Below are 24,741 nucleotides of genomic sequence, written 5' to 3'. Positions count from 1 at the left end.
GAGTCTGAGTCTGAGTCAGAGTCTGGGCGCGTCAGTTACGCACGACGCGCCCGTCGTGGAAGACCGCATTATACGTACGCGTATGCATCACACGGGGTGTACAGTACCGCTTGTTTCACAGCCAAACGTCTTGTTACATCTCACTGTCGGTATCGTACGGACCCCGACAATCCCATCAGGAAAAAGGCCCCCCATGACGCTCGCAATCGATCGCTTCGACCATATCGTGCTCAATGTGAAGGACGTGGAGACCAGCGCCGCGTGGTACGAGCAGGTGCTCGGCATGAAGCGTGAGGACTTCGAGTCACGTTCCGGCAAACGGGTATCGGTGAAGTTCGGCCAGCAGAAGATCAATCTGCGTCCGGTGGGCGAAGACACCGTTGCGTGGTTCACGGGTGTGCATCCAACCTCCGGCAGCGACGACCTCTGCTTCATCACGCACATGCCGCCGCAGGAGGTGGTTGCGCATTTCCTGGCCCACAAGGTGGCCGTGGAAGTCGGTCCGGTGCAACGCACCGGGGCGCTCGGGCCGATCACATCAGTCTATTGCCGTGATCCCGATGGAAACCTGATCGAGGTGGCGAGCTATCCCGCAGCATGAAATACGCATTACCCCTGGTTCTTGCCCTGCTTGTCCATCCAGTCGCCAATGCAGCCGTCGGTAATGTCCAGGCCGGCAAGGAGACCTTTGCCCGGCTCTGCGCCTCATGCCACCGCGTCGGCCCGTCGGCGCGTGGCGCATTCGGACCCCAGCTCAATGGCGTGTTCGGTCGCAAGGCCGGCAGTACGGCGGATTATCGTTATTCCGATGCGATGAAGGCGTCGAACGTGGTCTGGTCGGTTGCCACGCTGGGCGCCTTCGTGCAGTCGCCGGGCAAGGTGGTGCCGGGCACGAAGATGCGTTTCTGGGGCATGAGCGATCCGCAGCAGATCGCCGATCTTCTTGCTTACCTGCGCACCTTCCAATAGCGAGAAAGGTGGAGGCAAAGGCGGAGGCAAGGGCGGGAGCAGGAAGAGCAGGGCGGCGCGTCAGCGCGGCTGGAACACGATGATGGCCATGCCACCCAGCGCCACCGCCACGCCGGCCAAATCCCAAGGACTCGGGCGCACGCCATCCACCGCCCACAGCCATGCGATGGCCATCGCGATATAGACGCCGCCGTAGGCTGCATACACACGGCCGGAGGCGTCCGGATGCAGTGTCAGCAGCCACGCGAACACGGCCAGCGATGCGGCGCCGGGCAGGAGTACCCACGGGCTCGTACCCTGGCGCAGCCAGAGGTAGGGCAGATAGCAGCCGAGGATCTCGGCCAGCGCGGTAAGCAGATAGAGTCCAACGGTTTTCATCCCGGTTTTCAGCCTTTTCCTTGTTCCTGCTGTCGTTTCAGATGGCCTGGCGCAGCGCCGCTGCCAGCCCCGTCACCAGTTCGTTTTCCTGCGACTCGCGCCGCCACATCAAGCCCACGGGTGGCAGGTCCCACGAGAGCGAGAACGGCAGCATCGCGGCATCGCCCAGTTCGACCAGTTCGGCCCCAACTGACCTCGGCACGATCGTGATCACGTGCGGCTGGCTGCGTAGCAGCGTGGCCATCGGCTTGACCGAATAGGTTTCGACGATCGGCAGCGGCGGCGCCACGCCGGCCAGCGCGAACATCGTATTGATCGTGCGGCGCACCGGCGTATGGTGCGGCGGCAGTATCCAGTCCAGCTCGGCCAGCCGCTTCCAGTCCAGTCCGCCGCGCGACAGCCGCGCGGCAGCGCGTGACGGTACCACGAGCACCGGCTCCTCGCGATAGAGCGGTTGCTGGACAATGTCTTCCCCGGCCAGGTAGAACGATCGCGCGATCGCGCAATCGAGTTCATGCTGGCGTAGCGCGACGACCAGTTCGTCGGTGGTGCCTTCCCTGACCAGCACCGAGATGCGCGGCGTGCGGTTCAGCCCGTAGGCGAGCGCGGCATCGAGCACGGCGCGCGCCGTATAGGGGATGGCGCCGATGCGCAGCCGGCCGCGCAGACCGGCCTCGATCACGGCCAGCTCGCGCCCCAGCGCGTCAGCGTCGGCCAGCGCCATGCGCGCATGGCCCAGCACTGCCGTGCCGGTTGCGGTCGGCTCCAGGCCGTTGCGGGTGCGGGTGAACAGCGGCGTGGTGAAAATGTCCTCGATTTCCCGCAGCGCCTTGGTCACGGCCGGCTGTGACAGGTTCATTTCGGCCGCCACGCGCGAGATCGAGCGCTGCCGCTCAAGCGCAAGCAGCAGCGGCAGGTGGCGCAGGCGCAGCCGGGAGACGATGTTGTGCAGCAGCTTGTCGGTGGCGATCGGCATGGCGGCAATGGAAAGGAGTCGTATAACCGAATGGTAATGCACCGATAAGTATTTGGCTCTTGGTGGTTATTTCACTTGCCTATACTCGACTACATTCCGATCCAGCCATTGCGCGCACACTTCATGTTCACGACACGCCCCGAGATCGTCGGCACGTTCGGCGTTGCTGCTTCCACCCACTGGCTTGCCACGCAGACCGCCATGGGCGTGCTCGAACGTGGCGGCAATGCGTTCGATGCTGCCGTGGCAGCCGGCTTCGTGCTGCAGGTGGTGGAGCCACATCTGAACGGGCCCGGCGGTGAGGTGCCGATCCTGTTCTGGAGCGAGCGTGAGCGTGCCGCGCGCTCGGTCTGCGGCCAGGGCCCTGCCCCGGCGCTGGCTGATCCGGAAGCGCTGCGCAAGATGGGCATGGAGATGATGCCCGGCATCGGGCTGATGCCGGCGACGGTGCCGGGAGCGTTCGGCGCATGGATGACGATGCTGCGTGATCATGGCACCTGGTCGCTCGCCGACGTGCTCGCACCGGCCATTGGCTACGCGCGCGACGGCTTTCCGCTCGTGCCCCGCATCTCGCAGGCGATCCTTGCCGTGCAGGCGTTGTTCCGCGACGAATGGCACAGTTCGGCCAATACCTGGCTGCCGGACGGCAAGGTGCCGCGCCCCGGCAGTTTGCACACGCTGCCGGTGCTGGCCGATACCTATACGCGCATCGTGACGACTGCGATCGCGCAGAGCGACACCCGCGAAGGCCAGATCGACGCGGCCATGCGCTGCTGGTATCAGGGCTTCGTGGCCGAGGAGATCGACGTGTACTGCCGCAACACGCCGGTACGCGACACCACTGGCGAAAAGCACATCGGCCTGCTGCGCTTCGAGGACATGGAGCACTGGCAAGCCACGGTCGAGGCGCCCGTCTCGCTGGACTTTGGCCGATACAGCGTGGCCAAGTGCGATATCTGGAGCCAGGGTCCGGTGTTCCTGCAGCAACTCGGGATGCTGCGCCATGCGGGGCTGGAGGCTCACGCGCCAACATCGCCCGAGTTCGTCCACACGATCGCCGAGGCTGCCAAGCTGGCGATGGCCGACCGCGCCGCCTGGTATGGCGATCCGCGCTTCGTCGATAGCCCGCTGGCCACGCTGCTCAATCCGCACTATCTGGCCAGCCGCGCGGCGCTGATCGGTGATCGGGCGGCGCTGACGATGTGCCCCGGCGCGCTGGGTGGCCGCGCGCCGCGTATGCCTGACCCCGCCGTGGCCGAGCGCACGCTGACCGCTGCCGATACGCGCTTCGGCGTGGGCGAGCCGACCTTCGCCGCGCTACCGCCGGTAACCGAATGGGCCGAACGGGAGCTGTTCGTCGGCGACACCTGCCATATCGACGTGATCGACCGGCACGGCAACATGGTGGCGGCCACGCCTTCGGGCGGCTGGCTGTCGTCGAGCCCGACGATTCCGTCGCTCGGCTTCGCGCTCAACACGCGCCTGCAGATGACGTGGCTCGAACCGGGCCTGCCCAACACGCTGGCGCCGGGCAAGCGGCCCTGCACCACGCTGTCGCCGTCACTGGCGATGCGCGACGGCGAGCCCTACATGGTGTTCGGCACGCCCGGCGGCGACCAGCAAGACCAGTGGTCGTTGGCATTCTTCATGCGCCACGCGGTGCATGGCATGAACCTGCAGGAATCCATCGACGCGCCCGCCTGGCATATCGACCACTTCCCGCAGTCGTTCTGGCCGCGCCAGACCACACTGAACCGCATCACTGTCGAATCGCGCTTTCCCGCTGCCACGATCGAAGCGCTGCGTGCCCGTGGGCACGAGGTTCGCGTCGGTGATGACTGGTCAGAGGGCCGCATGTCGGCCTGCACACGCGAGCGCGACGCCAGGGGGCGGCTCGTGCTGCGCGCCGGCGCCAACGCGCGTGGCATGCAGGGCTATGCCGTCGGCCGCTGATTCACGCACGACATTACCGAAGACCGATACAGAAACAGAAACCGAAGGGGGTTGGAGATGAAGTCCGAGATGAAGTCCGTACTGAGAAGCCTGCTGTGCGGTGCCGCCGCATTGACGATGTCGTTTGCGAACCTGGCCAGCGCGGCCGATGCCTGGCCGACCAAGCCGATCACACTGATCGTGCCGTGGGCGGCGGGTGGTTCGACGGATATCCTGGCGCGCACGCTGTCCGAGCAGTTGACCAAGTCGCTCGGCCAGCCGGTCATTGTCGACAACCGGCCGGGCGCTTCCGGCAACATCGGTTCGGCGATGGTGGCACGCGCGAAGCCGGACGGCTACACGCTGCTGATCGGCTCGATGAGCACGCACGCGATGAACCCGGCGCTGATGCCGAACATGCCGTTCAAGGGCGTGGATGATTTCACGCCGCTGGGATTGCTGGCCTATGTGACCAACACGATGGTCGTGAACGCGTCCGTGCCGGTGCACAACGTCAAGGAACTGATTGCGTACGCGAAGGCCAATCCGGGCAAGGTCGCCTACGCCAGCGCGGGCCCCGGCTCCACCAATCACCTGAGCGCGGTGCTGTTCGAGAAGATGGCTGGCGTGCAGTTGCTGCATGTGCCGTACAAGGGTGGCGCGCCGGCCGTGGTCGATACAGTGGCGGGCCAGACGCAATTGCTGTTCTCGGCGGGTACCCAGACGCTGACGCACGTGAAGTCCGGCAAGCTGCGCCTGCTGGCCGTGACCGAAGCCAAGCGCTCCCCGCTGCTGCCCAATGTGCCGACGGTGGGCGAGACGCTGCCCGGCTACGAGCTTTCGGTCTGGTACGGCGCCTTTGGCCCGAAGAACATGCCTGCGGAACTGGTGACGCGCTTGAACAACGAGATCAACCGTGCGATGGCGTTGCCCGACGTCAAGGCCAAGATGGAGTCGATCGGCGTCGAGACGGCGACGTCCACCCCGCAGGAATTCGGCAAGATCCTGCGCCGCGATGCGGACCGCTACGGCAAGCTGATCCGCGAACTCGGCATCCAGGGCGAATGATGGCGGGCGCAGCGAACATGACGTTACCGATGCATTGGCAGGCACAACTGAATGCATTGCTGGACCGCCTGCGCGATGCGGCCACGCCGCAAGGCGCGATGGATGCCGTGGGGCAGGCCACGCTGGCGATGGTCGGCCCCGGCCTGCTGACGATCAACGCATGGCACGCGAGGACGGGCGAGATCGAACGGCTATGGTCGTCCGACCCGGCAGCCTATCCGGTGGGCGGCAAGAAGATCAAGGGAGATACGGTCTGGACGCGTCAGTTGCTGGTGCGCGGCGAGGTCTTCGTCGGCGAGGGCGACGAGGCGCTGGCAGCGGTGTTCGACGACATCGCCGTGATTCGCGGCCTTGGCCTGAACGGCGTGGTCAACGTGCCGCTGAGCCGACGCGGCGCGGTGATCGGCACGTTCAACTATCTGGCGAATGTGCAGGCGTGGACGGCCGATGAGATGACTGCGCTGCGGCTGCTGGGGCAGCTTGTGGTGCCGGCGGTCGTTGAAGCGATTGCCGGTTGAAAGGCCGACCCCGTTTCTACTCCGTTGTGCTTGCGCTCCAGAACGCCTGACTGACCACGCTGGTGCCGCCGAGTCGGGCGACGATCGCGTCGAGCGCGTCGCCGTCCACCGAGGTGGCCACCAGTGCTGCCTCGATTTCCACATCCTGATCGCCGAACGCGCGGACTTCCAGGTCGCGCGTTGGATACTGCGCGGCTTCCAGCGCGTCTTCGAGCAATCGCATGGCGGTCTTCTGGTACTCGCGTAGCGTGATCACATGCACGGTGTGCGTGACTTCCACGGCTGGTGTATCCATCGGCTGGCGGTTGATGCGATCGGCCACGGGTCGCAGCATCGTGTTAGCGGCCAGGACGAACAATGCGCCGATGCCCGCTTCGAGAATCAGGTCCGCTCCCGCACAGGCGCCCACCGCCGCCGAGCCCCAGAGCGTGGCCGCGGTGTTGAGCCCACGCACGTTGCCTTCCTCGCGCATGATCACGCCCGCGCCCAGAAAGCCGATGCCCGATACCACGTATGCCACCACGCGTACCGCGCCCTCATGGCCGGCGATGTGATTGGCAAGATCGACGAAGATCGCGGCGCCCAGCGCCACCAGCACGTTGGTACGCAGGCCGGCCGTGCGCTGGCGGTACTGGCGCTCGTAGCCGATCATTCCGCCCAGGACGAAGGCGGCGGCCAGGCTGATGGCGGTGTCGAGCAGCGATTGTGGATTGATGTTCTGCAGGGCTTCCAGGGACATGTTCGAGGGCGCATCCGTGCGGGCAGAGACTGGCGCGATTGTGGCACAGGCACTGCGCTGCCTGACACCCGTGGGGGTTTCATGTTCCTGTCATGAAGCTGGATCTCCGGGCCAGATGCCGGTCCGCAGCGCCTGCGGCGATTCGCCGCCGGGCATGAAATCCCAGCGCAGCGGCAGCGCCCGATCGCGGCGCACGATCTGCCGGGGGAAAAAGCGCCACAGCCGCTCCGCACCCTCGACAGTGCTGATCTCGGGCGAATCGGTGATGACCTCGGCGCGGCCCGTCATCTGCAGCAGGTCGCCGGTCGGATAGCTGACGAACACCAGTCCCGCCACCGGATTCACCAGCATGTTGCCAAGCGTATTGAAGAACGTATTGCCGGCGAAGTCCGGAATCGTCAGGCTGCCGTCGGCATCCACGCGCACGAATCCGGGTCGGCCGCCACGATGGGAGACATCCACCTGGCGTCCTCCCGGCAGATCCACATAAGTCGCGACGAAGAACGAATCGGCATGGCGGATCAACGTCCGCGCCCTAGCATCGAGCGCGGTCAGGATCTGGGGCGCGACGGTGCCCGGCGTCGCGGGGTCGCGCGTGACCACGAACTCGCGCTTCTGAATGTACTGCGGGCAGTTGCCGAAGCTTTGTCCCACCGTCACGCCAAAGCCGCGCGCGTCATCGCGGCGCACGGTGCCGTTCAGCCGGTTGCGGCGGCGGGTCATTGGGTCAAGGCCGAGCAGTGCGATGGCGTTGCCGTCTTCCATACCACTGTCGGCGGGATCATCGGCATCGCGCGGGCTCGCGACTTCCAGCAGATACGGATTGGGCGATTGGAGGAAGCCTGGCTGTCCCGCGCGCAGGGTGGCCCAGACCTGGCCGTCCGGGGCTACCGCGCCGATGACGATGGAGGGCAGCATCGCGAAGAACTCGCGATGCTGGTCGGGCATGTAATCACGCACCACGCGCGGACCCACTTCGGCCAGACGCTCTTCCACGCCGGCGCGCGATTGCAGGATGCGCTCGCCGGTATGCCAGGGCGTGCCGGGCAGCAGCTCTGCATGGGGGGCAGGTTGACGGTTCATGGCGCGCTCCAGGTGGCGACTTCTCAGGCAGGCGATTTCAGGCTGGCGGATTCAGGCTTCGAGTCCGACCGGGCTTTTCACAATCGGGACGAAGCCCGGCAGCGCCTCCACGCGTGCCAGCCATTGGCGCACGTTGCCGTAGTCCCGCAGATCGACAAAGCCCTCCGGCGCCCGCGCGGTATAGCTGTAGAGCGCCACGTCTGCAATCGTTGGCTGATCGGCGGCGATCCATGGGCGGTCGGCCAGCGTATCGTCCATGCGCTTGAGCACGACGTGGGCCCGCGCGACCGCATCATCCAGATCGTACGGCGCGTTGAACAGCGTGGCGATGCGCGCGCGGGCCGGTCCGAAGGCGATGTCGCCAGCGGCGACCGACAGCCAGCGTTGCACAGCCGCTGCCGTCGTCGGTGCTTCGGGCAGCCAGTCGGTGCGGCCTAGCTTCTTGCTCAGGTAGACCAGGATCGCGTTCGAATCGGGCACGACCGTCTCGCCATCGACCAGCACCGGGATCTGGCCGAACGGATTCAGCTTCAGGAACTCGGGCGATTTGTGCGCGCCGGTCATCAGGTCCACTTCGATCAGTTCTGCCGGCTGGCCGAGCAGGGACAGGAACAGCTGTGCGCGGTGGGCGTGGCCGGAAAGCGGGTGCACATAGAGTTTCATGGTCGGGACGTCCTTGGATGCGATGGTTCAGCGCCACGGCAAACGCCGGGCTCGCATCAAATATAGGGGCGTCCCATGCCACGAAAAATGGCCGGGGGAAGAAGTGACTCTTGCGGATTCGAGAAGAATCCGCGGAGAACCTGACGGTGGGGCGTCTTACGGATTCAGCGACGCCGTGCCGCGCAGCGTATCGACAGCCAGATCGATGAAGGCGCGCACCTTGTGCATGGCGTGGCGGCCTTCGCGATGGATCACGTGGATCGGCAGCGGCGGTTGCTCGAACTTGTCGAGCACGATGCGCAGCTTGCCGTCGCGGACTTCGTCGGCGATCTGGTAAGAGAGCACCGCCGCCAGCCCGAAGCCCGCAACCGCCGCACCAATGGCCGAGTCGTTGGTCGAGGTGGCCAGGCGCGGCGTCAGGCGCGTCGGCGCGCTCTCCCCATCGCGCATGAAGCGCCATTCGGGCAGGGTGGAGATACCCGTGGTCTGGATGACGGTGTGGCGGGCCAGATCGTCGGGCGTGGCTGGCGTGCCGACGCGGGCCAGATAGTCAGGCGCGGCGCAGACCACGCGGCGTACCCGACCGACAGGGATGGCCTGCAACGACGAACTGGGCAGTGGGCCGATGCGGACCCCGACGTCGATGCCTTCCTCGACGAAATTGACGTTGCGGTCGATCAGCAGGCATTCGGCATCGACTTCCGGATAGCGTCGCAGATACTCGACCACGATCGGCGTGACGAACCGACGGCCGAACAGGACCGAAGCCGTGATCGACAGCTTGCCGCGCGGCGCGGCATGGGCGCCCGTGGTGGCAAGCTCGGCTTCCTCGATCTCGGCCAGGATGCGGCGGCAGTTTTCGTAGTAGGTGGCGCCGGTTGCCGTCGGGCGCACCAGCCGCGTGGTGCGCGTGAGCAGGCGCACGCCCAGGTGTGTCTCCAGTTCGGTGATGACGCGGCTGACCACCGAGAGCGACACGTCGAGCTTCCGGGCGGCGGGCGTGAAGCCGCCCGCATCCACCACGGTCACGAACGTCTTCATGGCCTGCAGGCGATCCACCGTCGTTCTCCGTCAGGCGGTGGGGCCGTTGCTGCCGATATCGCCGTTCTCGTCGATACCGTGCGCGTGCAGGTCCCAGCAGGCGATAAACAGCGCGGCGATCAGCGGCCCGATGACGAAGCCGTTGAGCCCGAACAGCGCCATGCCGCCGAGCGTGGAGATCAGCACCACGTAGTCCGGCATCTGGGTGTCCTTGCCGACCAGGATTGGGCGCAGCACGTTGTCGACCATGCCGATCACCAGCACGCCGAACCCAATCAGCACCAGGCCCGTGACCGTCGAGCCGGTCAGCAGGAAGTAGACCGCGACGGGCGCCCAGATCAGGCCTGCGCCCACGGCGGGCAGCAGCGACAGGAATGCCATGATCACGCCCCAGAGCAGCGCGCCCTGGATACCAAGGACCGCGAAGATGCCGCCGCCGAGTGTCCCCTGCACGAGTGCCACAGCCACGTTGCCCTTCACGGTGGCGCGTACCACGGTGGTGAACTTCTGGATCAGGTGCTGCTTGTACAAATCGCTGAGCGGCACGGCCGTGCGGATTTTGCGGGACAGCCGCGGGCCGTCGCGAAGCAGGAAGAACAGCAGGTACAGCATGATGCCGAAGCTGATCACGAACTGGGCCGTATTCTGGCCGATGCTCAGTGCCCGCGTGGCCACGAACTGGCTGGCCTGCAACGCGCTGGCGCTCAGCTTTTCCTGCAAGTCCGCGATGCTGGTCAGATCCACCTTCGCCAGCAGTGTGCGCACGTAGGGCGGCAGGGCGTCTACGGCGCGCTGAAAGTACACGCCGAAATTCAGTTGGCCCGAGCGGATGCTGTCGTAGAGGCTGGCGCCCTGGTTGATCAGCGAGGCGGTGATGATCGTCAGCGGCAGGATAACCAGCACCAGCACCAGCAGCAGTGTGAGCAGCGCTGCCACGTTGTTGCGCCCACGCAGCCCGGCCGTCAGGCGCCGTTGCAGCGGGGCGAAGATGATGGCGAGGACGGCGCCCCAGAAAACAGCGCCATAGAAGGGCAGCAGAATCCAGAAGAACGCGATGGAGACCGCCGCGAGCAACAACAGGAACGTCTTGTGATACAGACCGGGTGAATCGGCCATGGTGGAATCCTTAAGCGCAAGCCAGCAGCCATTCTACGATGCCGTGAGATCGCCACCCGTGACATGTGCCCAGGTGTGGCCGCACGGCCGTGAATGGCCCTATTTGCGCTGTCCGGGCTCCGCTACCGACCGGGCGGCCGCCAGATTGGCGGCGATCCGGCCGGCGGTCTGCGAATCCGGGGGCAGCAGCCGGTACAGGTGCTCCCAGTAGGCGATCGCGCCAGCCTTGTCGCCGCGTTCGGCGGCGGCGCTGGCGGCCAGCGCCAGCCCCTTCGGGTCGTCGGGGTCGAGCCGCAGCGCGGCGTCGATCTGTGCCATCGCCGGGCCTTCGAGCGATCCGCCGTTGACGCTGGCCAGCACGTCCGCGTAGTCGGAACGCAGCGACGCCACCTCTGGCTCCAGCGCCACCGCGCGGGCGAATGCCTCCGCCGCGTCGTCGTTGCGTTCGAGCACGATGTACGAACGCCCCAGCATGACCCAGCCCTCGGCGTCGTTCGGATTCTTGCGCAGGCGTGCGGCGAGCTGGTCGACCATGTCCTCGACGCGGGCGGCCGTCAGGGTGACCTCGCCATCGGGGCCGTGAGGTCCATCGTGCGCCACTGCCGATCCGAGCAGCGATACTGGCGAGCCCAGGTGCAGATACAGCGCGACGGCCACCGGTGGCAGCACGGTAAACAGCATCGCATTGGTCAGCGGCGACTGGCGGCGCGCGGGCGATTGCATGTCCCGTTCCGTCTCCTCCACGGCATCGCCCGCGGCCATCTGGCGGCGCCTGCCGCGCCAGAGCCAGGCCAGCACCGCCACGAGCAGGAGGAAGGGGCCGAGCCACAGCAGCCACGTCTGCGGCTTGAACGGCGGCTTGTAGAGCACGAAGTCGCCGTAGCGCTGCACCAGATAGGTCTTGATCGCGTCGTCACTGGCCCCTTGCGCCATCTGGGCCCGGATCTGGCGGCGCAGGTCGACGGCCAGATCGGCGTTTGAGTCGGCCAGTGTCTGGTTCTGGCAGACCAGGCACCGAAGCTGCGAGGAGAGCGCCAGCACGCGCGCGTCGAGTTCCGCATCCGTCAGCGCGAATGCCGCGCCGGCATGGAGCGCAATCAGCAGCGTCAGCGTGGAGAGCCAGGTTCTAGGCACGGCCGCCCCCGTTTTCGAGCGATTTCAGGAGTGGCAGCAGCTTCTGTTCGAGGACCTGCTGTGTGACCGGGCCGACCTGGCGATAGCGCACCACACCCGCTGCGTCGATGATGAAGGTCTCCGGCACGCCATACACGCCAAGGTCGATGCCGACGCGGCCATCCGCATCGACGGCCGAGGCCTTGTACGGGTCGCCCATCCGTTGCAGCCACTCCAGCGCCGCACCGCGCGTGTCCTTGTAGTTCAGGCCATAGAGCGGCACCTGCGTCTGCCCGGCCATGCCGAGCAGGACCGGATGCTCGGCGCGGCACGCGGTGCACCAGGACGCCCAGACATTCAACACCCAGACCTTGCCGCGCAGGCTGGCCGGGTCGAATTTTTGCACGTTGGCGTTTGCAGAGGTTTCAAGTACCGGCAGTACGAATGCGGGCGCAGGCTTGCCCACCAGCGACGAAGGCAGCTCGCGTGGATCGTGGCGCAGCCCCGCCGCCAGGGCGATCACGATCGCCAGGAATACGCCCAATGGAAGCAGGAAGCGCATCATGCTTCGGACTCCTTGCTGGCCGGCAGCGTCAGCGGGGGCGTGGCGGGGCGAGCCCCCGCATCGTCATTGGTCGTGACCGCAGACGTGACCGCCATCGCCGGATGGCGCGCGCGATATCGGCGGTCGCTGGCGGCAAGGAGTCCGCCCAGCGCCATCAACGCGCAGCCGCCCCAGACCCACGAGACGAAGGGCTTGACGTAGACCCGCAGCGCCCAGCGGGCATCGGCGGACGTGGCATCCGACGAATCGCCGAGCGCGACATAGAGATCGCGTGCGAGCCCGGTGTCGATGGCGGCCTCGGTGGTCGGCATGTCCTGGCTGCGATAGACGCGCCGCTCGGTGGCTAGCGTGGTGACCGGGCGGCCCTGCCGCGTCACCGTAACCGTGCCCCGCAGCGCGTCGTAGTTCGGTCCCCTGACCGGCGCCACACCGTCGAAGCGGAAATCGTAGCCGCCCACCGCGACCGAATCGCCCACGCGCATCGACAACTCGCGCACGCTCTCCTGGCTCTTGACCAGCGTGACGCCGGTGATGAACACGCCCACGCCGATGTGGGCCAGCAACATGCCGTAGTAGCCGGCCGGCAACTGGCGCAGGCCGGAGCGCCAGTCGCGCGCGTGCCGCATCTGCGTGGCCAGGCTGGCCAGCCCGCTCATTGCGCACCACGCGGCCAGCGTGAGGCCGAGCCCGGTCATGGCGGAGCTGTTGCGCAGCACGGCCAGCAGCCCGAGCGCGATGACCGCACTTGCCACGGCCGCCCAGCGCAGGCGCCTGGCCATGTCGGGCAGGTCGCTGCGTCCCCAGCGTGCCAGTGGGGCGGCGCCCATCAGCAGCACGGCGGGGGCCATCAGCGGTACGAACACCTCTTCGAAGTACTCGGGGCCGACCGATACCTTGCCGAGGTCCAGCACGTCGAGCAGCAACGGATACAGCGTGCCGAGCAGCACCGCCGAGGCGGCCACGGCCAGCAGCACGTTATTGGCCAGCAGGAAAGACTCGCGCGAGGTCAGGTTGAAATCGGTGCGCTGGGTCAGGCGGGGCGCGCGCCACGCGAATAGCGCGAGCGCCAGCCCCGTGACCAGTCCCAGCAAGGTCAGGATGAAGATGCCGCGCCGGGGATCCACCGCGAACGCGTGGACCGAAGTGAGCACGCCAGAGCGGACCAGGAACGTGCCGAGCAGGCTCAGCGAGAACGTGAAGATCGCCAGCAGAGCGGTCCAGGCACGGAACGCGCCGCGCTTTTCGGTGACCGCCAGCGAGTGGATCAGCGCGGTGCCGGCCAGCCAGGGCATGAACGACGCATTCTCCACCGGATCCCAGAACCACCATCCGCCCCAACCCAGTTCGTAGTAGGCCCACATGCTGCCCATCGCGATGCCGATGGTCAGGAACATCCACGCCAGGATCGTCCACGGGCGCGACCAGCGCGCCCACGCCGCATCGAGCCGGCCTTCGAGCAAGGCCGCCACCGCAAATGAGAACGCCACCGCGAAGCCGACGTAGCCCATGTACAGGAATGGCGGATGGAACACCATGCCGGGGTCCTGCAGCAGCGGATTGAGGTCGCGCCCCTCCATCGCGCGGGGCAACAGACGCAGGAACGGATTCGAGGCGAACAGCACGAACAGCAGCAGTCCGGTGCTGATGGCCCCCATCACGCCGAGCACGCGCGCGACGAACGCCAGTGGCAGGCGGCGGCTGAAGCCCGCCACGGCCATCGCCCACAGCGCCAGCATCAGCGACCACAGCAGCATCGATCCCTCATGGCCGCCCCATACCGCCGCCATGCGGTAGATCAGCGGCAGCGCGCTGTTGGAGTTTGCCGCCACGTAAAGCACGCTGAAGTCGTTGTCGACAAAGGCGTATGTCAGCGAGAGGTAGGCCGCGATCAGCAGCATGCCATGCAGGAAAGCGGCGGGCCGTGCAAGGCACATCCAGGCAACATTGCCGCGTGCCGCGCCCACCATCGGCAGCGTTGCCAGCACCAGCGCCACGAGCATGGCCAGGATCAGTGCGAAGTGGCCCAGTTCCGGATTCATCGCGTTTTTTCCGTGGGGTTGTCCGATGCGGCGCGTTTGAGCGCATCGGCGGCTTCGGGCGGCATGTAGTTCTCGTCATGCTTGGCCAGGATTTCGCTGGCGACGAACGTGCCATCGCGATCGAGCGCCCCGCGTGCCACCACGCCCTTGCCCTCGCGGAACAGGTCCGGCAGCAGGCCACGGTAGACCACGGGTATGTCGTGGCGCGTATCGGTCACGATGAAGCGGATCGTCAGGTTCTCAGGATCGCGCTTCAGCGAGCCGGGGGCGACCAGGCCGCCGAGACGAAAATTGCGGGATGCAGGCGCTTCGTGCGCGGCCACCTGGGTCGGGCTGAAGAAGAAGACGAGATTGGAGCGAAACGCATTCAGCACGAATGCCAGTGCCGTGCCGCCGCACAGCAGCGCGGCCAGCAGCAGACCGAGGCGACGTTGCCTGCGCGTCATCGGCGCGACCTTGCCCGCAGGCTGTTGCGGCGCCGCGCGCGGAGCAGGATCAGTTCCGCGGCGATTAGCAGAAAGGTCATGCCGAAGGCGCTTGCGATATAGCCGCCGTGTCCGGCCAGCATGTCGAGATTCAGCGTGCTCATGGCGTGGTCTCCAGGGTGCCGGCGTCGATCTCGCCGCGCTCGCGCAGGATGCAGCGCAGGCGCACCAGCGCCACGCCGATCGCGTATAGCCAGCACGCCACCGTCATCGTCAACATGCCGGCCAGCATCGTGGCCGCCATGGTTGGCGCAGCAGTCAGGCTGACCGATGCGCCCTGGTGCAGCGTGTTCCACCACTGCACGGAAAAGTAGATCACTGGCACATTCGCCACGCCGACCAGCGCCAGCACGGCGCAGGCACGTTCGGCGCGGCGCGGCTCGTCGATGGCTGCCTCCAGCGCCATGTAGCCGAGGTAGAGGAACAGCAGGATCAGCTCCGACGTCAGCCGTGCGTCCCAGACCCAGTACGTGCCCCACGTGGGTTTGCCCCAGAGTGCCCCGGTCCACAACGCGATAACCGTGAACATCGCGCCTGTGGGCGCCAGCGCCGACGCCATCATCGAGGACAGCCGCGTGCGCAGCACCAGCGCCAGCGCGCACCAGCCCGCCATGACCACGTAGATGAACATCGACATCCACGCTGCCGGCACGTGGATGAAGATGATCCGGTAGACCTCGCCCTGCTGGGCATCGGTGGGCGCCACCACGAATCCGAGGTACAGGCCGAGGGCCAGGAACAGCGCCGCAACGGCGAAGCACCAGGGCGCAAGGCGCCCGGCAAGCGGGTAGAAGCGCACTGGCGCGGCGAACGCCAGCCAGCGCGCCCGCGCGGTGCGTGGGGAACGGGCGTTGGCGTCGAGGGGAAAGTCGCGCTGCATCGTGTCACTCCATGGCGATGCGCAAGCCTGCCGCCGTGGCCAGCGGACACAGGAACAGCGATAGCGCCAGGCAGGCGCCGAGTAGCGAAAACTGCGGGATCACGTCGAGCCCGGCATCGGCCGCCGCGCCCGCGCTGGCGCCGAACACCAGCACAGGAATTGACAGCGGCAGCACCAGGATGCACAACAGCACCGCGCCACCGCGCACGCCCAGCGTCAATGCTGCGCCAACGGCCCCGATCAGGCTAAGTGCAGGGGTTCCCACCAGCAGCGAGGCCGACAGCAGCAGCGCGGAGCCGGCCGGCAGGCTGTATTGCTGGGCCAGCAGCGGCGTCAGCACGAGCAGCGGCAGGCCGCTGGTCAGCCAGTGCGCACCGATCTTGGCCAGCACGAGCAAGGCCAGCGGGTGGGGCGACAGCAGGAGCTGGTCGAGACTGCCATCCTCGTGTTCCTGTGTGAATAGCCGCGACAGCGACAGCATCGACGCGAGCAGCGCCGATACCCACAGGATGCCCGGCGCCAGCGCGCGCAACTGCTGCGGGTCCGGGCCGATGGCCAGCGGAAAGAGACTCGTGGCGATGACGAAGAAGACCAGGCTGGCAAGCAGCCCGGTGCGCCGCCGCCATGCGATCGACAGGTCGTGCGCGATGATCGTGCCGATGGCCTGAATCATGGCGAACCCGCGTCTGTGGCGAGATCGAGCACGGCACCCTCGGCGGGCAGCCGCTGATGCGTGGCAACTACGGCGATGCCGCCCCGCTGCAGGTGCTCGGCGAGCAGCGTGTGGAAGCGCTCGGTCGATGCGTCATCGAGCGAAGTCAGCGGTTCATCGAGCAGCCATAGCGCGCGTGGCGTCAGCGCCAGCCGGGCCAGCGCCACGCGGCGGCGCTGTCCTTGCGAGAGCGTGCGCGCCGGGGCATCGGCGACGCGATCGAGGCCAAACCGGGCCAGTGCATGGTGCATGGCTTCCGCATCGGGCTGCTGGGCAGCCATGCGAGCGGCGAACTGAAGATTCTCGAAAGCGGACAGATCGGGGTAGATGCCGTTGACGTGGCCAAGGTAGGCAACCTGCGCGAGATAGTCGGGGTCTCCGGCCCGCACCGGGCGGCCTCGCCAGTACAGGTCGCCCTCGGCGGGCGGCATCAGGCTGGACAACACGCGTAGCAGGCTGGTCTTGCCAGCGCCGTTTGGGCCCATCACCTGCAACAGGTCGCCGGGTGCCAGGGAAATACCGAGGCCGCGGAAGATAGCGCAATGGCCGCGCCGGACGCCAAGCTCGCGGGCCTCCAGTACCGCGTCGGCCATAGGCTATTGCTCCTCGGCCTTGGAGATGTCAGGCACGTGGTGGGCGATCCCCTTGTGGCAATCGATGCAGGTCTTTTCCTTGTTGGCCAGATAGGTCGAGTGCATGGCCTGCGCGCGCGGGCTCTGGCGCGTGAAGTCCATCGACTGGTAGTCGTGGCAATTGCGGCATTCGAGCGAATCGTTGGCCTTGAAGCGGGCCCATTCGTGCTGCGCCAGCTCCAGCCGGTGTGCCTGGAATTTCTCGCGCGTGTCCACGGTGCCGAAGATCTTGGCCCAGACCTCCTTCGACGCCTGCATCTTGCGCGCCATCTTGTCGGTCCAGTTGTGCGGCACGTGGCAGTCCGAGCATTTGGCGCGCACGCCGCTGCGGTTGGTGAAGTGGATCGTGCCCTGCAGTTCCTGGTAGACGTTGTCGCGCATCTCGTGGCAGCCGGTGCAGAATTGCTCGGTGTTGGTGAGTTCCAGCGCCGTGTTGAACGCGCCCCAGAACACCACGCCGGCGATGAAGCCGCCCAGGGTCAGGAATCCCAGGCTGAAGTAGGCACTGGGGCGGTTGATGGTATGCCAGTAGCGCTTGATCAGGTCCCACATGATCGGTCACCGTCGCCTGGTTATTTGGCACCCTTGGTGCCGCCACTGCGTTTGAGGATCGCGTCCACATCGACGAACGTGTTGTTCACCAGCGGCTTGGTATCGGCCTGCGGCACGTGACATTGCGTGCAGAAGTAGCGCCGTGGCGAGATCTCGGCCAGCACGTTGTTGTCACGATCCATGTAGTGCGTGATGCTGACCGGAATGGCCTGTGTTTCCTCCGTGCGCGTGCGCGCGTGGCAGAACATGCAACGGTTGAAGTCCTTGTCGAGCTGGTAGCTGTCGATCTTGTGGGGGATCGTCGGCGGTTGCATCGTGTAGTTGCGGGTACGGCGGATGTCCTTGTTCTCGGTCGGGAACAGTATTGGCGGCGAGGTCTCGTTGGCCACCGGCGTGGGGCCACGCATCGAGTCCACCAGGCCCTGCGCGCGCGCCAGCGGCACGCCGAGCAGCATGACCACCAGCATGAGGACCAGCAGGGGCAGGGGGACCCAGGATCGGCTTGGCAACATGGCGTGTCCTCCTGTACTCATACCTTGACGATCTTGACCGCGCACTTCTTGAAGTCGGTCTGCAGCGAGATCGGGCAGGTTGCATCGAGTGTGACCTTGTTGATCAGCTGGCTGGCATCGAACCAGGGCACGAATACCAGACCGCGCGGCGGCGCGTCGCGTCCGCGGGTTTCGATGCGCGTGCGCATGCGGCCGCGCCGAGAGACCACTTCCACTTCCACCCCGCGCCGCAGCCCCAGCGCCTTGGCGTCCTCCGGATGCATGAAGCACACCGCATTCGGGAAGGCGCGGTACAACTCCGGCACGCGCCGCGTCATCGAGCCGGAGTGCCAGTGTTCGAGCACGCGGCCCGTGGCCAGCCAGAACGGGTATTCCTTGTCCGGGGACTCGGCCGGCGGCTCGTAGGGCAGGGCGTAGATCACGGCCTTGCCGTCAGGGTTGCCGTAGAACTGGAAGCCGGTACCCGCCTTCACGTACGGGTCCGAGCCTTCGCGATAGCGCCAGCGCGTCTCCTTGCCGTTGACCACCGGCCAGCGCAGGCCGCGTGCCTCGTGGTACATGTCGAACGGCGCCAGGTCGTGGCCGTGGCCACGGCCGAACGTCGCGTATTCCTCGAACAGGCCCTTCTGGACGTAGAAGCCGAACGTCTTGGACTCGTAGTTGTTGTAGTCGGACGCGGTTTCCTTGAGCGGGAATTTGTCGACCTGGCCGTTGCGATACAGCACGTCGAAGAGCGTCTTGCCCTTGTACTCGGGTTTCTTCGCGATCAGGTCCGCCGGCCAGACGTCCTCGACCTTGAAGCGCTTCGAGAATTCCATCAACTGCCAGAGATCGGAGCGCGCCTCGCCCGGGGCGTCCACGAGCTGATGCCAGAACTGCGTGCGGCGTTCCGCGTTACCGTACGCGCCTTCCTTTTCCACCCACATCGCGGTGGGCAGGATCAGGTCGGCGGAGAGCGCGGTGACCGTCGGGTAGGCGTCGGAGACGACGATGAAATTCTTCGGATTGCGGTAGCCGGGCAGGGTCTCCTCCATCATGTTGGCCGCAGCCTGCATGTTGTTGTTAACCTGCACCCAGTATGCGTTGAGCTTGCCGTCCCTGAGCATCCGGTTTTGCAGGACGGCATGGTAGCCGGGCTTGTCGGGGATGGTCCCCGGCGGCAGCTTCCAGATGCGTTCGGCTTCCTCGCGGTGCTTGGGATTGGTGACGACCATGTCGGCCGGCAGCCGGTGTGAGAACGTGCCTACCTCCCGCGCCGTGCCGCAGGCGGATGGCTGCCCTGTCAGCGAGAACGGGCTGTTGCCCGGCGTGGCGATCTTGCCCGTCAGCAGGTGAACGTTGTAGGCCATGTTGTTGACCCACGTGCCGCGCGTGTGCTGGTTGAAGCCCATGGTCCACAGCGACATGACCTTGAGATTCGGATCGGCATAAAGCTCGGCCAGTTGCTCGAGCTGCTTCTTGGGCACGCCTGAGAGCTTGCTGACGTAGTCAGCATCGTATTTCGAGACGAACTTCGCGAAATCGTCGAACGTAATCGGCTTGGATTCGTTCGGGTTGCCGGCGTTCTTGGCCGCCTTCTGGAGCGGATTGTCCGGGCGCAGGCCATAGCCGATATCGGTCACGCCTTCCTTGAACACCGTGTACTTGTTGACGAAGTCTTTGTTGACCTTGTTATTGCGGATGATGTAATTGGCGATGAAGTTCAGCATCGCCAGGTCGGTCTGGGGCTTGAAGATGACCGGGATATCGGCCAGGTCGAACGAGCGGTGCGTGAACGTGGACAGCACGGCCACGCGGGTCTTGGGGTGGCTCAGGCGGCGGTCCGTGATGCGTGTCCACAGGATCGGGTGCATCTCCGCCATATTGGAGCCCCACAGCACGAAGACGTCGGCGGCCTCGATGTCGTCGTAGCAGCCCATCGGCTCGTCCATGCCGAAGGTGCGCATGAAGCCGGTCACGGCCGATGCCATGCAATGGCGCGCGTTCGGGTCGATGTTGTTGGAGCGGAACCCCGCCTTGTACAGCTTGGAAGCGGCGTAGCCTTCCCATACGGTCCACTGGCCGGAGCCGAACATGCCTACGGCGGTCGGACCTTTCTCCTTGAGCACGCGCTTGAACTGGGTCTCCATCTCGTCGAAGGCGCGATCCCAGCTGACTGGCGCGAATTCGCCGTTCTTGTCGTACTTGCCGTTCTTCATCCGCAGCAGCGGCTTGGTCAGGCGGTCCTGCCCATACATGATCTTCGACAGGAAGTAGCCCTTCACGCAGTTCAGGCCCTTGTTGACCTCGCAAAGCGGGTCGCCCTGGGTGGCCACCACCCTGTTGTCCTTGACCGCGACTGTCACACCGCACCCCGTGCCGCAGAAGCGGCAGGGCGCCTTCGACCATTTCAGTTTCGTGACTTCGCTGTCCGTCACGAAATTGGCCGCATCCGTCGGCAGCGAGACGCCCGCCACCGAGGCCGTGGCGGCGATGGCTGTCTGCTTGATGAAATCACGGCGCGTGAGTGGCATCGGAGATCTCCTCGTTCATGGCGGCGGCATCTTCGTTGTGCTGGTAGACCAGCGTGGCGGAAAAGACGCCTTCGAGTTGATGCAGACAGGTGAGTTGCGCGGCGATGGCGCGCGAGCTGGGCGCTTCCGCGGTGACGACGATCTTGCCGGCGTCACTGATTGCATGGATCTCCAGGCCAGTCATGGCCTCGATGGCCGTGCAGACGGCATCGAGCTTTTCCGGGTTCGCGTACACCATGATGCCGGCGATATGCCACTCTTCGCCGGCCGGCACGGGCACGATGGGAATCGACACTCCTGATGCTGGCATGGCGGGGGACTCCAGCTTTTCGGCTGCTCAGCCTAGCGTCGCAGCCTTGTTATGGCCCGGGCATTGGACCAAAGGCCAATCCTGAAAGGCAATATTCAATGGGTTGGCGGTCCGCTGATCAACTGGCTCATCCAGACGATGAAGCCATAGCCGGCCACGACGATGATCGAGAGCACGGGCACCATCACGGCGGTCAGAAACAGGAAGCTGCGCAGCTCTTCCGTTTTGCGTTGGGGATCTTCGACGCTGCCTGATTGCATAGCGGCCTCTGGTTATGTACAGGCTTGCCGGACTTTGCGCCGGTTATGCGTACTTATTAAAGAAACCATTAAGCGAAGTGTCAAGGCGGCCACACGCGGTGGTCACGCCGCTCCGACGGCGGTGGAATATATCAAGACGTGATCTGATGCGTGACCGTGGCCTGCGCGAAGGCGCTGAAGATGGAAAAGCGTGGTTCTGGTACCTTCGACGGAGATCGCCGTGCCCGCCGCCGGCCCTACCATGCCTATCGCCCGTAAAGCCATGCAAAGCAAAGATCACTGGGAGACTGTCTACGCGACGAAGCCGCCAACAGAGGTCAGTTGGTATCAATCTGCGCCGACGTTGTCACTCGACCTGATCCGCAAGCTCGATCTGCCAGCGGACGCCACCATCGCCGACATTGGCGGAGGTGCCGCGACGCTGGTCGATCATCTTTTGTCACAGGGATTTCATCGCCTGGTGGTTGTCGATCTCGCCGGCCATGCACTGGCCGCCGCGCGGGACCGTCTGGGCGCGCGGGCGGCCGGCGTGCGCTGGATCGTTGGCGATGTCACCACGCCGGTATTGCCGGAAGCGTCCGTCGATCTCTGGCATGACCGTGCCGTATTTCACTTTCTGACTGAGTCAGAGGATCGCGGGGCGTATGTGGCGCAGGCCAGACGCGCGGTCCGGCCCGGCGGTCACCTGATCATCGCCACCTTCGCGCTGGACGGGCCCACGCAGTGCAGCGGCCTGCCGGTGGCGCGATACGACGTCGCAGGGCTGCGGGCCGAATTCGCCCCCGCGTTCGATCTCGTCGCGCACACCACGGAGACCCATACAACCCCGGCGGGGCACACGCAGTCATTCCTGTACTGCCACTTCGTGCCTCATCCTTCGGCCTTGATGCCCGACTGAGCCACGAGCGTCTGCCAGACCTGCTGGTCGCGTCGGAGCAACGCGGCGAACTCCTGCGCCGTCGTGCCTCTGGGCAACATGCCGCTGTCAATCAGCATCTTCGAACCGGCAGGCGTCCTGATAATCGTCGCAAGCTCGTTCGATAGCCGCTGCACCAGTGGCGCCGGCGTCCGGGCCGGCGCCAGCATGCCGATCCAGCCGATGGACTCGAAGCCGCTGAGCCCGGCTTCGGCGAACGTCGGTACATTCGGCATTGATGGCACGCGCGACCGGCCCAGTGTTGCCAGCACCTTGATGCGGCCGGCATCGCCATAGGTCTTGGCCATCACCGTGGAGACGAAGCCCACCGGCAACTGGTTGGCCAGCAGATCGCCAATGGCCGCCGTATCGCCCTTGTAGGCGGCATGGACGATATTGATACCGGCCTTGCGCTTGAGCAGTTCACCGTACAGATGGCCAGTGGAGCCGACCCCCAGGCTGCCATAGGCGGAGCCGGGATGTTTGCGGGCCCATTCGACGTACTCGGGCAGTGTCCGGGCCGGGGTGGCATCGCTGGCCACCAGGACCTGCGCGGCATCCGCCACGAGAGTGAGCGCTTCGAAATCGGTCAGCGGGTTGTACAGCGGCTGGGGCTGAATCAACGGGCTCTGGATCAGGGCGGTGTTCGTGAACAGCAGCGTGCGGCCATCAGGCGCGGCTGTGGCAACAGCGGCGGCGCCGATCATGCCAGCCGCGCCCGGGCGGTTGTCGACGATCACGTTGGTCTTCAGCGCGGTACCGAGCTTGTCCGCGATAAAGCGCGTGATCGCATCGGTGGAGCCGCCGGGCGGATAGGGCAAGACGATGCGGATCGGGCCGGTGACGGCCTGCGCCAACGCGGGGCGGTGCAGCGCGAGGCCGCCGAGCATCGCGGCGGAGAGCTTCAACAAGTGGCGTCGCTGGGTGTTCATCGTTGTCTCCAATGTTCTCTTGGTCGTGTCGGGGCGCGGTGGCAGGCTGTCCGCCCGCCTCTTATTCGTCCTGCTCGAACTGTTTCTGCAGTTCCCCCTTCTTGACCTTGCCCGTTGCCGTCATCGGCAACTCGTCCACCACGCGGATCTCGGGCACCTTGTAGGTCGCCATATGCTCGCGGCACCATGCCGTCAGCGCCTCGGCCGACACATCGTCATGCCCGGGGCGCAGGCGGATGAAGGCCACCGGCACCTGGCCCTTGTCCCGATCGGGACGTGCGACCACGGCGGACCCGAGTACGGCGGCATGACGTCCGAGCAGGACTTCCAGTTCGGACGGGAATACGCTCATGCCGCGCACCTTGATCATCTCCTTGCGCCGTCCCAGGAAGTGCAGGTAGCCCGCATCGTCATAGGCGCCGATATCGCCTGTCCGGAACCAGCCGTCCCGGAACACCTCGGCATTGGCGTCGGGGCGGCCCCAATAGCCTTTGAGCAGCGAGGGCGTGGTGACGACAATCTCGCCTTCCTCGCCAACGGGCAGCGTCACGCCGGTTTCGAAGTCGCAGATCTTGATGCGCGTGCCCGGAACTGGCAGACCGACAAAGACTGGCCGGCCGTGCAGGTCCATATCGTCTGTCTGCATCCCCGTGGTGAAGGTGTCGCTCGTGTGCGTCTCCGTCATGCCCCAGGCGCCTTCGGCCACGACGCTGCCGGTCAGCGCGCGCCACTGGCGGCGCAGGTCCACGGTCAGCTTGCGGATGAACGATGCCACGCGCGTATGTTGCAGCGAGCGCATGTCGTGCCGTGCAAGTTCGGGGTGCTGCAGTAATTCCACAAGGTTGTCGACGACCATGAAGGTGCGATTGACGCGGTAGCGGTCCACGGCGGTCATGACGGCGAGGGGGTCCCAGCGCGCCAGCAGCACCAGCGTGGCGCCGCTGAAGATCGGATAGATCAACCCGAGGTTCTCGCCAGCAATCCAGAACATCGGCAGGAAGTTCAGCATCACGTCCGACGACGGCAGCTTTGCATCCTGGTCTTCGCGCCCGCTGGTGACCGCCAGCGTGGCGGCCGCCGTGTAGATCATGTCGCGCTGGGTATGCATGCATCCCTTGGGCATACCGGTGGTACCACCCGTGTAGTTCAGCGCGGCCAATGCGTCGAGATTCACGCTCACATCGCGCACGTTTCCCGTGCATGTCTGGATGGCCGCCATCAGGTCGATCGTGCCCGCGTGCGCCACGGGCGCGGCGTCGAGTCCAGCCGGAACCGGCAGCGTGGGATGCGCGGGCAGGAATTCGCCGGCCGATGTGCTGAACACGGTTTCCACGCTGGTCTGCGGCTTCACCGTCATCAGCATCGGCACAAGCGTGTCGAGCGCGATCACCATGGTCGCACCGGCGTCGTTCAGCTCGTAGGCCAGTTCGTGTTCCTTGAACAGCGGATTCACGGGCACATAGACGGCGCCAAGCTTGAGAATCGCGTAGAACACGATGTGGAACTGCGGACAGTTGCCCAGTAGAACGGCCACGCGATTGCCGGGGCCGATGCCGTGGCCCCGCAGCAGTTCCGCGCAGCGCTCGCTCAGGTCGTCGAGTTCGGCAAAGGTGATCTCGCTGCCGTAGTAGATCAGCGCGGGCCGCTCAGGCTGGATGCGCGCCCATGCGCGCAGGGTCTCGCCAAGGCTGATCTCGCCGTGTGGATACTGCGGTGAGGTGGGCAGGCCGGCGGGCCAGATGCGGCGATGCCGCGCTTCAAGATCTGCGAAGAAAGCTGCGTCTTCCATCGTGTCTCCAGGAGTATTTGCTCCGCGCTCCGGCACGGCGGGAGCGGA

The 24,741-nt window shown here is 65.8% G+C and carries 28 protein-coding genes; 6 read left to right on the top strand and 22 right to left on the bottom strand.

Features of this window, described 5'->3' with window-relative positions; translation table 11 throughout:
- Positions 1 to 193 precede the first annotated feature (193 nt).
- Together B2246_RS18695 and B2246_RS18690 are read left to right on the top strand one after the other, a co-directional pair.
- Positions 194 to 601: a VOC family protein gene (locus tag B2246_RS18695; protein ID WP_008649028.1), complete on the top strand. Its 408-nt coding sequence runs from the start codon at positions 194 to 196 to the stop codon at positions 599 to 601.
- Positions 598 to 969, top strand: coding sequence for a c-type cytochrome (locus B2246_RS18690; protein WP_186425704.1), 372 nt, complete (start codon positions 598 to 600; stop codon positions 967 to 969). The genes B2246_RS18695 and B2246_RS18690 overlap by 4 nt, the downstream gene beginning before the upstream one ends.
- A gap of 60 nt (positions 970 to 1,029) precedes the next feature.
- Here the strand turns inward: B2246_RS18690 and B2246_RS18685 are convergent, their stop codons facing one another.
- Together B2246_RS18685 and B2246_RS18680 are read right to left on the bottom strand one after the other, a co-directional pair.
- On the bottom strand, positions 1,030 to 1,347 hold the full coding sequence (locus tag B2246_RS18685; RefSeq protein WP_286882581.1) for a YnfA family protein: 318 nt from the start codon (positions 1,345 to 1,347) through the stop codon (positions 1,030 to 1,032).
- A 37-nt stretch (positions 1,348 to 1,384) separates the two neighbouring features.
- Positions 1,385 to 2,323: a LysR family transcriptional regulator gene (locus B2246_RS18680; protein ID WP_035883186.1), complete on the bottom strand. Its 939-nt coding sequence runs from the start codon at positions 2,321 to 2,323 to the stop codon at positions 1,385 to 1,387.
- A gap of 123 nt (positions 2,324 to 2,446) precedes the next feature.
- Between B2246_RS18680 and B2246_RS18675 the strand changes: the two genes are divergently transcribed.
- The 3 genes from B2246_RS18675 to B2246_RS18665 all read left to right on the top strand — a co-directional run bounded on the left by B2246_RS18675 (position 2,447) and on the right by B2246_RS18665 (position 5,841).
- Complete coding sequence (locus B2246_RS18675) at positions 2,447 to 4,276, top strand: gamma-glutamyltransferase family protein (protein ID WP_035883189.1); 1,830 nt, start codon at positions 2,447 to 2,449, stop codon at positions 4,274 to 4,276.
- A 69-nt stretch (positions 4,277 to 4,345) separates the two neighbouring features.
- A complete protein-coding gene (locus B2246_RS18670) occupies positions 4,346 to 5,323 on the top strand; it encodes a Bug family tripartite tricarboxylate transporter substrate binding protein (RefSeq protein ID WP_017512336.1) in 978 nt (325 codons plus the stop codon).
- Between the two features lie 17 nt (positions 5,324 to 5,340).
- The gene (locus B2246_RS18665; protein ID WP_234707023.1) at positions 5,341 to 5,841 is read left to right on the top strand and encodes a GAF domain-containing protein; all 501 of its coding nucleotides are present in this window, start codon (positions 5,341 to 5,343) and stop codon (positions 5,839 to 5,841) included.
- A 16-nt stretch (positions 5,842 to 5,857) separates the two neighbouring features.
- Here the strand turns inward: B2246_RS18665 and B2246_RS18660 are convergent, their stop codons facing one another.
- The 18 genes from B2246_RS18660 to napE all read right to left on the bottom strand — a co-directional run bounded on the left by B2246_RS18660 (position 5,858) and on the right by napE (position 21,056).
- The gene (locus tag B2246_RS18660) at positions 5,858 to 6,580 is read right to left on the bottom strand and encodes an MgtC/SapB family protein (protein ID WP_286882580.1); all 723 of its coding nucleotides are present in this window, start codon (positions 6,578 to 6,580) and stop codon (positions 5,858 to 5,860) included.
- Between the two features lie 90 nt (positions 6,581 to 6,670).
- Entirely contained in the window at positions 6,671 to 7,663 is a 993-nt protein-coding gene (locus B2246_RS18655; RefSeq protein WP_286882579.1) for a pyridoxamine 5'-phosphate oxidase family protein, read from the bottom strand.
- Positions 7,664 to 7,714: 51 nt separating this feature from the next.
- Positions 7,715 to 8,326 carry a glutathione S-transferase family protein gene (locus B2246_RS18650; protein ID WP_008644597.1) on the bottom strand — a complete coding sequence of 204 codons (612 nt, stop codon included), beginning with the start codon at positions 8,324 to 8,326 and terminating at the stop codon, positions 7,715 to 7,717.
- Positions 8,327 to 8,482: 156 nt separating this feature from the next.
- On the bottom strand, positions 8,483 to 9,385 hold the full coding sequence (locus B2246_RS18645; RefSeq protein ID WP_186425701.1) for a LysR family transcriptional regulator: 903 nt from the start codon (positions 9,383 to 9,385) through the stop codon (positions 8,483 to 8,485).
- A 12-nt stretch (positions 9,386 to 9,397) separates the two neighbouring features.
- A complete protein-coding gene (locus tag B2246_RS18640; protein ID WP_008644586.1) occupies positions 9,398 to 10,483 on the bottom strand; it encodes an AI-2E family transporter in 1,086 nt (361 codons plus the stop codon).
- 99 nt (positions 10,484 to 10,582) lie between these two features.
- Entirely contained in the window at positions 10,583 to 11,617 is a 1,035-nt protein-coding gene (locus B2246_RS18635) for a cytochrome c-type biogenesis protein CcmH (RefSeq protein WP_286882578.1), read from the bottom strand.
- Complete coding sequence (locus B2246_RS18630) at positions 11,610 to 12,161, bottom strand: DsbE family thiol:disulfide interchange protein (RefSeq protein WP_008651322.1); 552 nt, start codon at positions 12,159 to 12,161, stop codon at positions 11,610 to 11,612. Before B2246_RS18630 ends, B2246_RS18635 begins: the two co-directional genes overlap by 8 nt.
- Positions 12,158 to 14,200 (bottom strand): heme lyase CcmF/NrfE family subunit, encoded by a 2,043-nt coding sequence (locus B2246_RS18625; RefSeq protein WP_286882577.1) that lies wholly within the window; start codon positions 14,198 to 14,200, stop codon positions 12,158 to 12,160. The genes B2246_RS18630 and B2246_RS18625 overlap by 4 nt, the downstream gene beginning before the upstream one ends.
- Positions 14,197 to 14,646 carry a cytochrome c maturation protein CcmE gene (gene ccmE / locus B2246_RS18620; RefSeq protein ID WP_008644369.1) on the bottom strand — a complete coding sequence of 150 codons (450 nt, stop codon included), beginning with the start codon at positions 14,644 to 14,646 and terminating at the stop codon, positions 14,197 to 14,199. Before ccmE ends, B2246_RS18625 begins: the two co-directional genes overlap by 4 nt.
- Positions 14,643 to 14,789 carry a heme exporter protein CcmD gene (ccmD, locus tag B2246_RS18615; RefSeq protein WP_186425699.1) on the bottom strand — a complete coding sequence of 49 codons (147 nt, stop codon included), beginning with the start codon at positions 14,787 to 14,789 and terminating at the stop codon, positions 14,643 to 14,645. The genes ccmE and ccmD overlap by 4 nt, the downstream gene beginning before the upstream one ends.
- Positions 14,786 to 15,565 carry a heme ABC transporter permease CcmC gene (gene ccmC, locus B2246_RS18610; protein WP_186425698.1) on the bottom strand — a complete coding sequence of 260 codons (780 nt, stop codon included), beginning with the start codon at positions 15,563 to 15,565 and terminating at the stop codon, positions 14,786 to 14,788. The genes ccmD and ccmC overlap by 4 nt, the downstream gene beginning before the upstream one ends.
- A gap of 4 nt (positions 15,566 to 15,569) precedes the next feature.
- Positions 15,570 to 16,238, bottom strand: coding sequence for a heme exporter protein CcmB (gene ccmB / locus B2246_RS18605; RefSeq protein WP_008644365.1), 669 nt, complete (start codon positions 16,236 to 16,238; stop codon positions 15,570 to 15,572).
- Positions 16,235 to 16,870, bottom strand: coding sequence for a cytochrome c biogenesis heme-transporting ATPase CcmA (gene ccmA, locus B2246_RS18600; RefSeq protein ID WP_286882576.1), 636 nt, complete (start codon positions 16,868 to 16,870; stop codon positions 16,235 to 16,237). Before ccmA ends, ccmB begins: the two co-directional genes overlap by 4 nt.
- Positions 16,871 to 16,873: 3 nt before the next feature.
- Positions 16,874 to 17,461 (bottom strand): NapC/NirT family cytochrome c, encoded by a 588-nt coding sequence (locus tag B2246_RS18595; protein WP_035883201.1) that lies wholly within the window; start codon positions 17,459 to 17,461, stop codon positions 16,874 to 16,876.
- Between the two features lie 20 nt (positions 17,462 to 17,481).
- Positions 17,482 to 17,973 carry a nitrate reductase cytochrome c-type subunit gene (locus tag B2246_RS18590; protein WP_008644357.1) on the bottom strand — a complete coding sequence of 164 codons (492 nt, stop codon included), beginning with the start codon at positions 17,971 to 17,973 and terminating at the stop codon, positions 17,482 to 17,484.
- A 17-nt stretch (positions 17,974 to 17,990) separates the two neighbouring features.
- A complete protein-coding gene (napA, locus tag B2246_RS18585; protein WP_286882575.1) occupies positions 17,991 to 20,486 on the bottom strand; it encodes a periplasmic nitrate reductase subunit alpha in 2,496 nt (831 codons plus the stop codon).
- Positions 20,467 to 20,796 carry a chaperone NapD gene (locus tag B2246_RS18580; RefSeq protein ID WP_035883202.1) on the bottom strand — a complete coding sequence of 110 codons (330 nt, stop codon included), beginning with the start codon at positions 20,794 to 20,796 and terminating at the stop codon, positions 20,467 to 20,469. Before B2246_RS18580 ends, napA begins: the two co-directional genes overlap by 20 nt.
- Before the next feature lie 95 nt (positions 20,797 to 20,891).
- Positions 20,892 to 21,056, bottom strand: coding sequence for a periplasmic nitrate reductase, NapE protein (gene napE / locus B2246_RS18575; protein WP_008644352.1), 165 nt, complete (start codon positions 21,054 to 21,056; stop codon positions 20,892 to 20,894).
- Between the two features lie 262 nt (positions 21,057 to 21,318).
- Here napE and B2246_RS18570 point away from each other — a divergent pair, with 262 nt between their 5' ends.
- The gene (locus B2246_RS18570) at positions 21,319 to 21,954 is read left to right on the top strand and encodes a class I SAM-dependent methyltransferase (RefSeq protein ID WP_035883352.1); all 636 of its coding nucleotides are present in this window, start codon (positions 21,319 to 21,321) and stop codon (positions 21,952 to 21,954) included.
- Here B2246_RS18570 and B2246_RS18565 read toward each other — a convergent pair.
- Positions 21,927 to 22,904, bottom strand: coding sequence for a Bug family tripartite tricarboxylate transporter substrate binding protein (locus tag B2246_RS18565; protein ID WP_008644349.1), 978 nt, complete (start codon positions 22,902 to 22,904; stop codon positions 21,927 to 21,929). The genes B2246_RS18570 and B2246_RS18565 overlap by 28 nt on opposite strands.
- Positions 22,905 to 22,965: 61 nt before the next feature.
- Positions 22,966 to 24,693 (bottom strand): AMP-binding protein, encoded by a 1,728-nt coding sequence (locus B2246_RS18560; protein ID WP_008644348.1) that lies wholly within the window; start codon positions 24,691 to 24,693, stop codon positions 22,966 to 22,968.
- Between the last annotated feature and the right edge of the window lie 48 nt (positions 24,694 to 24,741).

The organism is Cupriavidus sp. UBA2010, from assembly GCF_002335265.1.
Taxonomy (GTDB): Bacteria; Pseudomonadota; Gammaproteobacteria; order Burkholderiales; family Burkholderiaceae; genus Cupriavidus; species Cupriavidus metallidurans.
The sequence above is the reverse complement of the archived record's forward strand: the minus strand, read 5'-3'. Positions and strand labels throughout refer to the sequence as shown.

What these genes read in the sequence shown, in the direction of transcription:
- B2246_RS18695 (WP_008649028.1), top strand. Translation starts at nt 194, where the DNA reads ATGACGCTCGCAATCGATCGCTTCGACCATATCGTGCTCAATGTGAAG.
- B2246_RS18690 (WP_186425704.1), top strand. Translation starts at nt 598, where the DNA reads ATGAAATACGCATTACCCCTGGTTCTTGCCCTGCTTGTCCATCCAGTC.
- B2246_RS18685 (WP_286882581.1), bottom strand. Translation starts at nt 1,347, where the DNA reads ATGAAAACCGTTGGACTCTATCTGCTTACCGCGCTGGCCGAGATCCTC.
- B2246_RS18680 (WP_035883186.1), bottom strand. Translation starts at nt 2,323, where the DNA reads ATGCCGATCGCCACCGACAAGCTGCTGCACAACATCGTCTCCCGGCTG.
- B2246_RS18675 (WP_035883189.1), top strand. Translation starts at nt 2,447, where the DNA reads ATGTTCACGACACGCCCCGAGATCGTCGGCACGTTCGGCGTTGCTGCT.
- B2246_RS18670 (WP_017512336.1), top strand. Translation starts at nt 4,346, where the DNA reads ATGAAGTCCGTACTGAGAAGCCTGCTGTGCGGTGCCGCCGCATTGACG.
- B2246_RS18665 (WP_234707023.1), top strand. Translation starts at nt 5,341, where the DNA reads ATGACGTTACCGATGCATTGGCAGGCACAACTGAATGCATTGCTGGAC.
- B2246_RS18660 (WP_286882580.1), bottom strand. Translation starts at nt 6,580, where the DNA reads ATGTCCCTGGAAGCCCTGCAGAACATCAATCCACAATCGCTGCTCGAC.
- B2246_RS18655 (WP_286882579.1), bottom strand. Translation starts at nt 7,663, where the DNA reads ATGAACCGTCAACCTGCCCCCCATGCAGAGCTGCTGCCCGGCACGCCC.
- B2246_RS18650 (WP_008644597.1), bottom strand. Translation starts at nt 8,326, where the DNA reads ATGAAACTCTATGTGCACCCGCTTTCCGGCCACGCCCACCGCGCACAG.
- B2246_RS18640 (WP_008644586.1), bottom strand. Translation starts at nt 10,483, where the DNA reads ATGGCCGATTCACCCGGTCTGTATCACAAGACGTTCCTGTTGTTGCTC.
- B2246_RS18630 (WP_008651322.1), bottom strand. Translation starts at nt 12,161, where the DNA reads ATGATGCGCTTCCTGCTTCCATTGGGCGTATTCCTGGCGATCGTGATC.
- B2246_RS18625 (WP_286882577.1), bottom strand. Translation starts at nt 14,200, where the DNA reads ATGAATCCGGAACTGGGCCACTTCGCACTGATCCTGGCCATGCTCGTG.
- ccmE (WP_008644369.1), bottom strand. Translation starts at nt 14,646, where the DNA reads ATGACGCGCAGGCAACGTCGCCTCGGTCTGCTGCTGGCCGCGCTGCTG.
- ccmD (WP_186425699.1), bottom strand. Translation starts at nt 14,789, where the DNA reads ATGAGCACGCTGAATCTCGACATGCTGGCCGGACACGGCGGCTATATC.
- ccmC (WP_186425698.1), bottom strand. Translation starts at nt 15,565, where the DNA reads ATGCAGCGCGACTTTCCCCTCGACGCCAACGCCCGTTCCCCACGCACC.
- ccmB (WP_008644365.1), bottom strand. Translation starts at nt 16,238, where the DNA reads ATGATTCAGGCCATCGGCACGATCATCGCGCACGACCTGTCGATCGCA.
- ccmA (WP_286882576.1), bottom strand. Translation starts at nt 16,870, where the DNA reads ATGGCCGACGCGGTACTGGAGGCCCGCGAGCTTGGCGTCCGGCGCGGC.
- B2246_RS18595 (WP_035883201.1), bottom strand. Translation starts at nt 17,461, where the DNA reads ATGTGGGACCTGATCAAGCGCTACTGGCATACCATCAACCGCCCCAGT.
- B2246_RS18590 (WP_008644357.1), bottom strand. Translation starts at nt 17,973, where the DNA reads ATGTTGCCAAGCCGATCCTGGGTCCCCCTGCCCCTGCTGGTCCTCATG.
- napA (WP_286882575.1), bottom strand. Translation starts at nt 20,486, where the DNA reads ATGCCACTCACGCGCCGTGATTTCATCAAGCAGACAGCCATCGCCGCC.
- B2246_RS18580 (WP_035883202.1), bottom strand. Translation starts at nt 20,796, where the DNA reads ATGCCAGCATCAGGAGTGTCGATTCCCATCGTGCCCGTGCCGGCCGGC.
- napE (WP_008644352.1), bottom strand. Translation starts at nt 21,056, where the DNA reads ATGCAATCAGGCAGCGTCGAAGATCCCCAACGCAAAACGGAAGAGCTG.
- B2246_RS18570 (WP_035883352.1), top strand. Translation starts at nt 21,319, where the DNA reads ATGCAAAGCAAAGATCACTGGGAGACTGTCTACGCGACGAAGCCGCCA.
- B2246_RS18565 (WP_008644349.1), bottom strand. Translation starts at nt 22,904, where the DNA reads ATGAACACCCAGCGACGCCACTTGTTGAAGCTCTCCGCCGCGATGCTC.
- B2246_RS18560 (WP_008644348.1), bottom strand. Translation starts at nt 24,693, where the DNA reads ATGGAAGACGCAGCTTTCTTCGCAGATCTTGAAGCGCGGCATCGCCGC.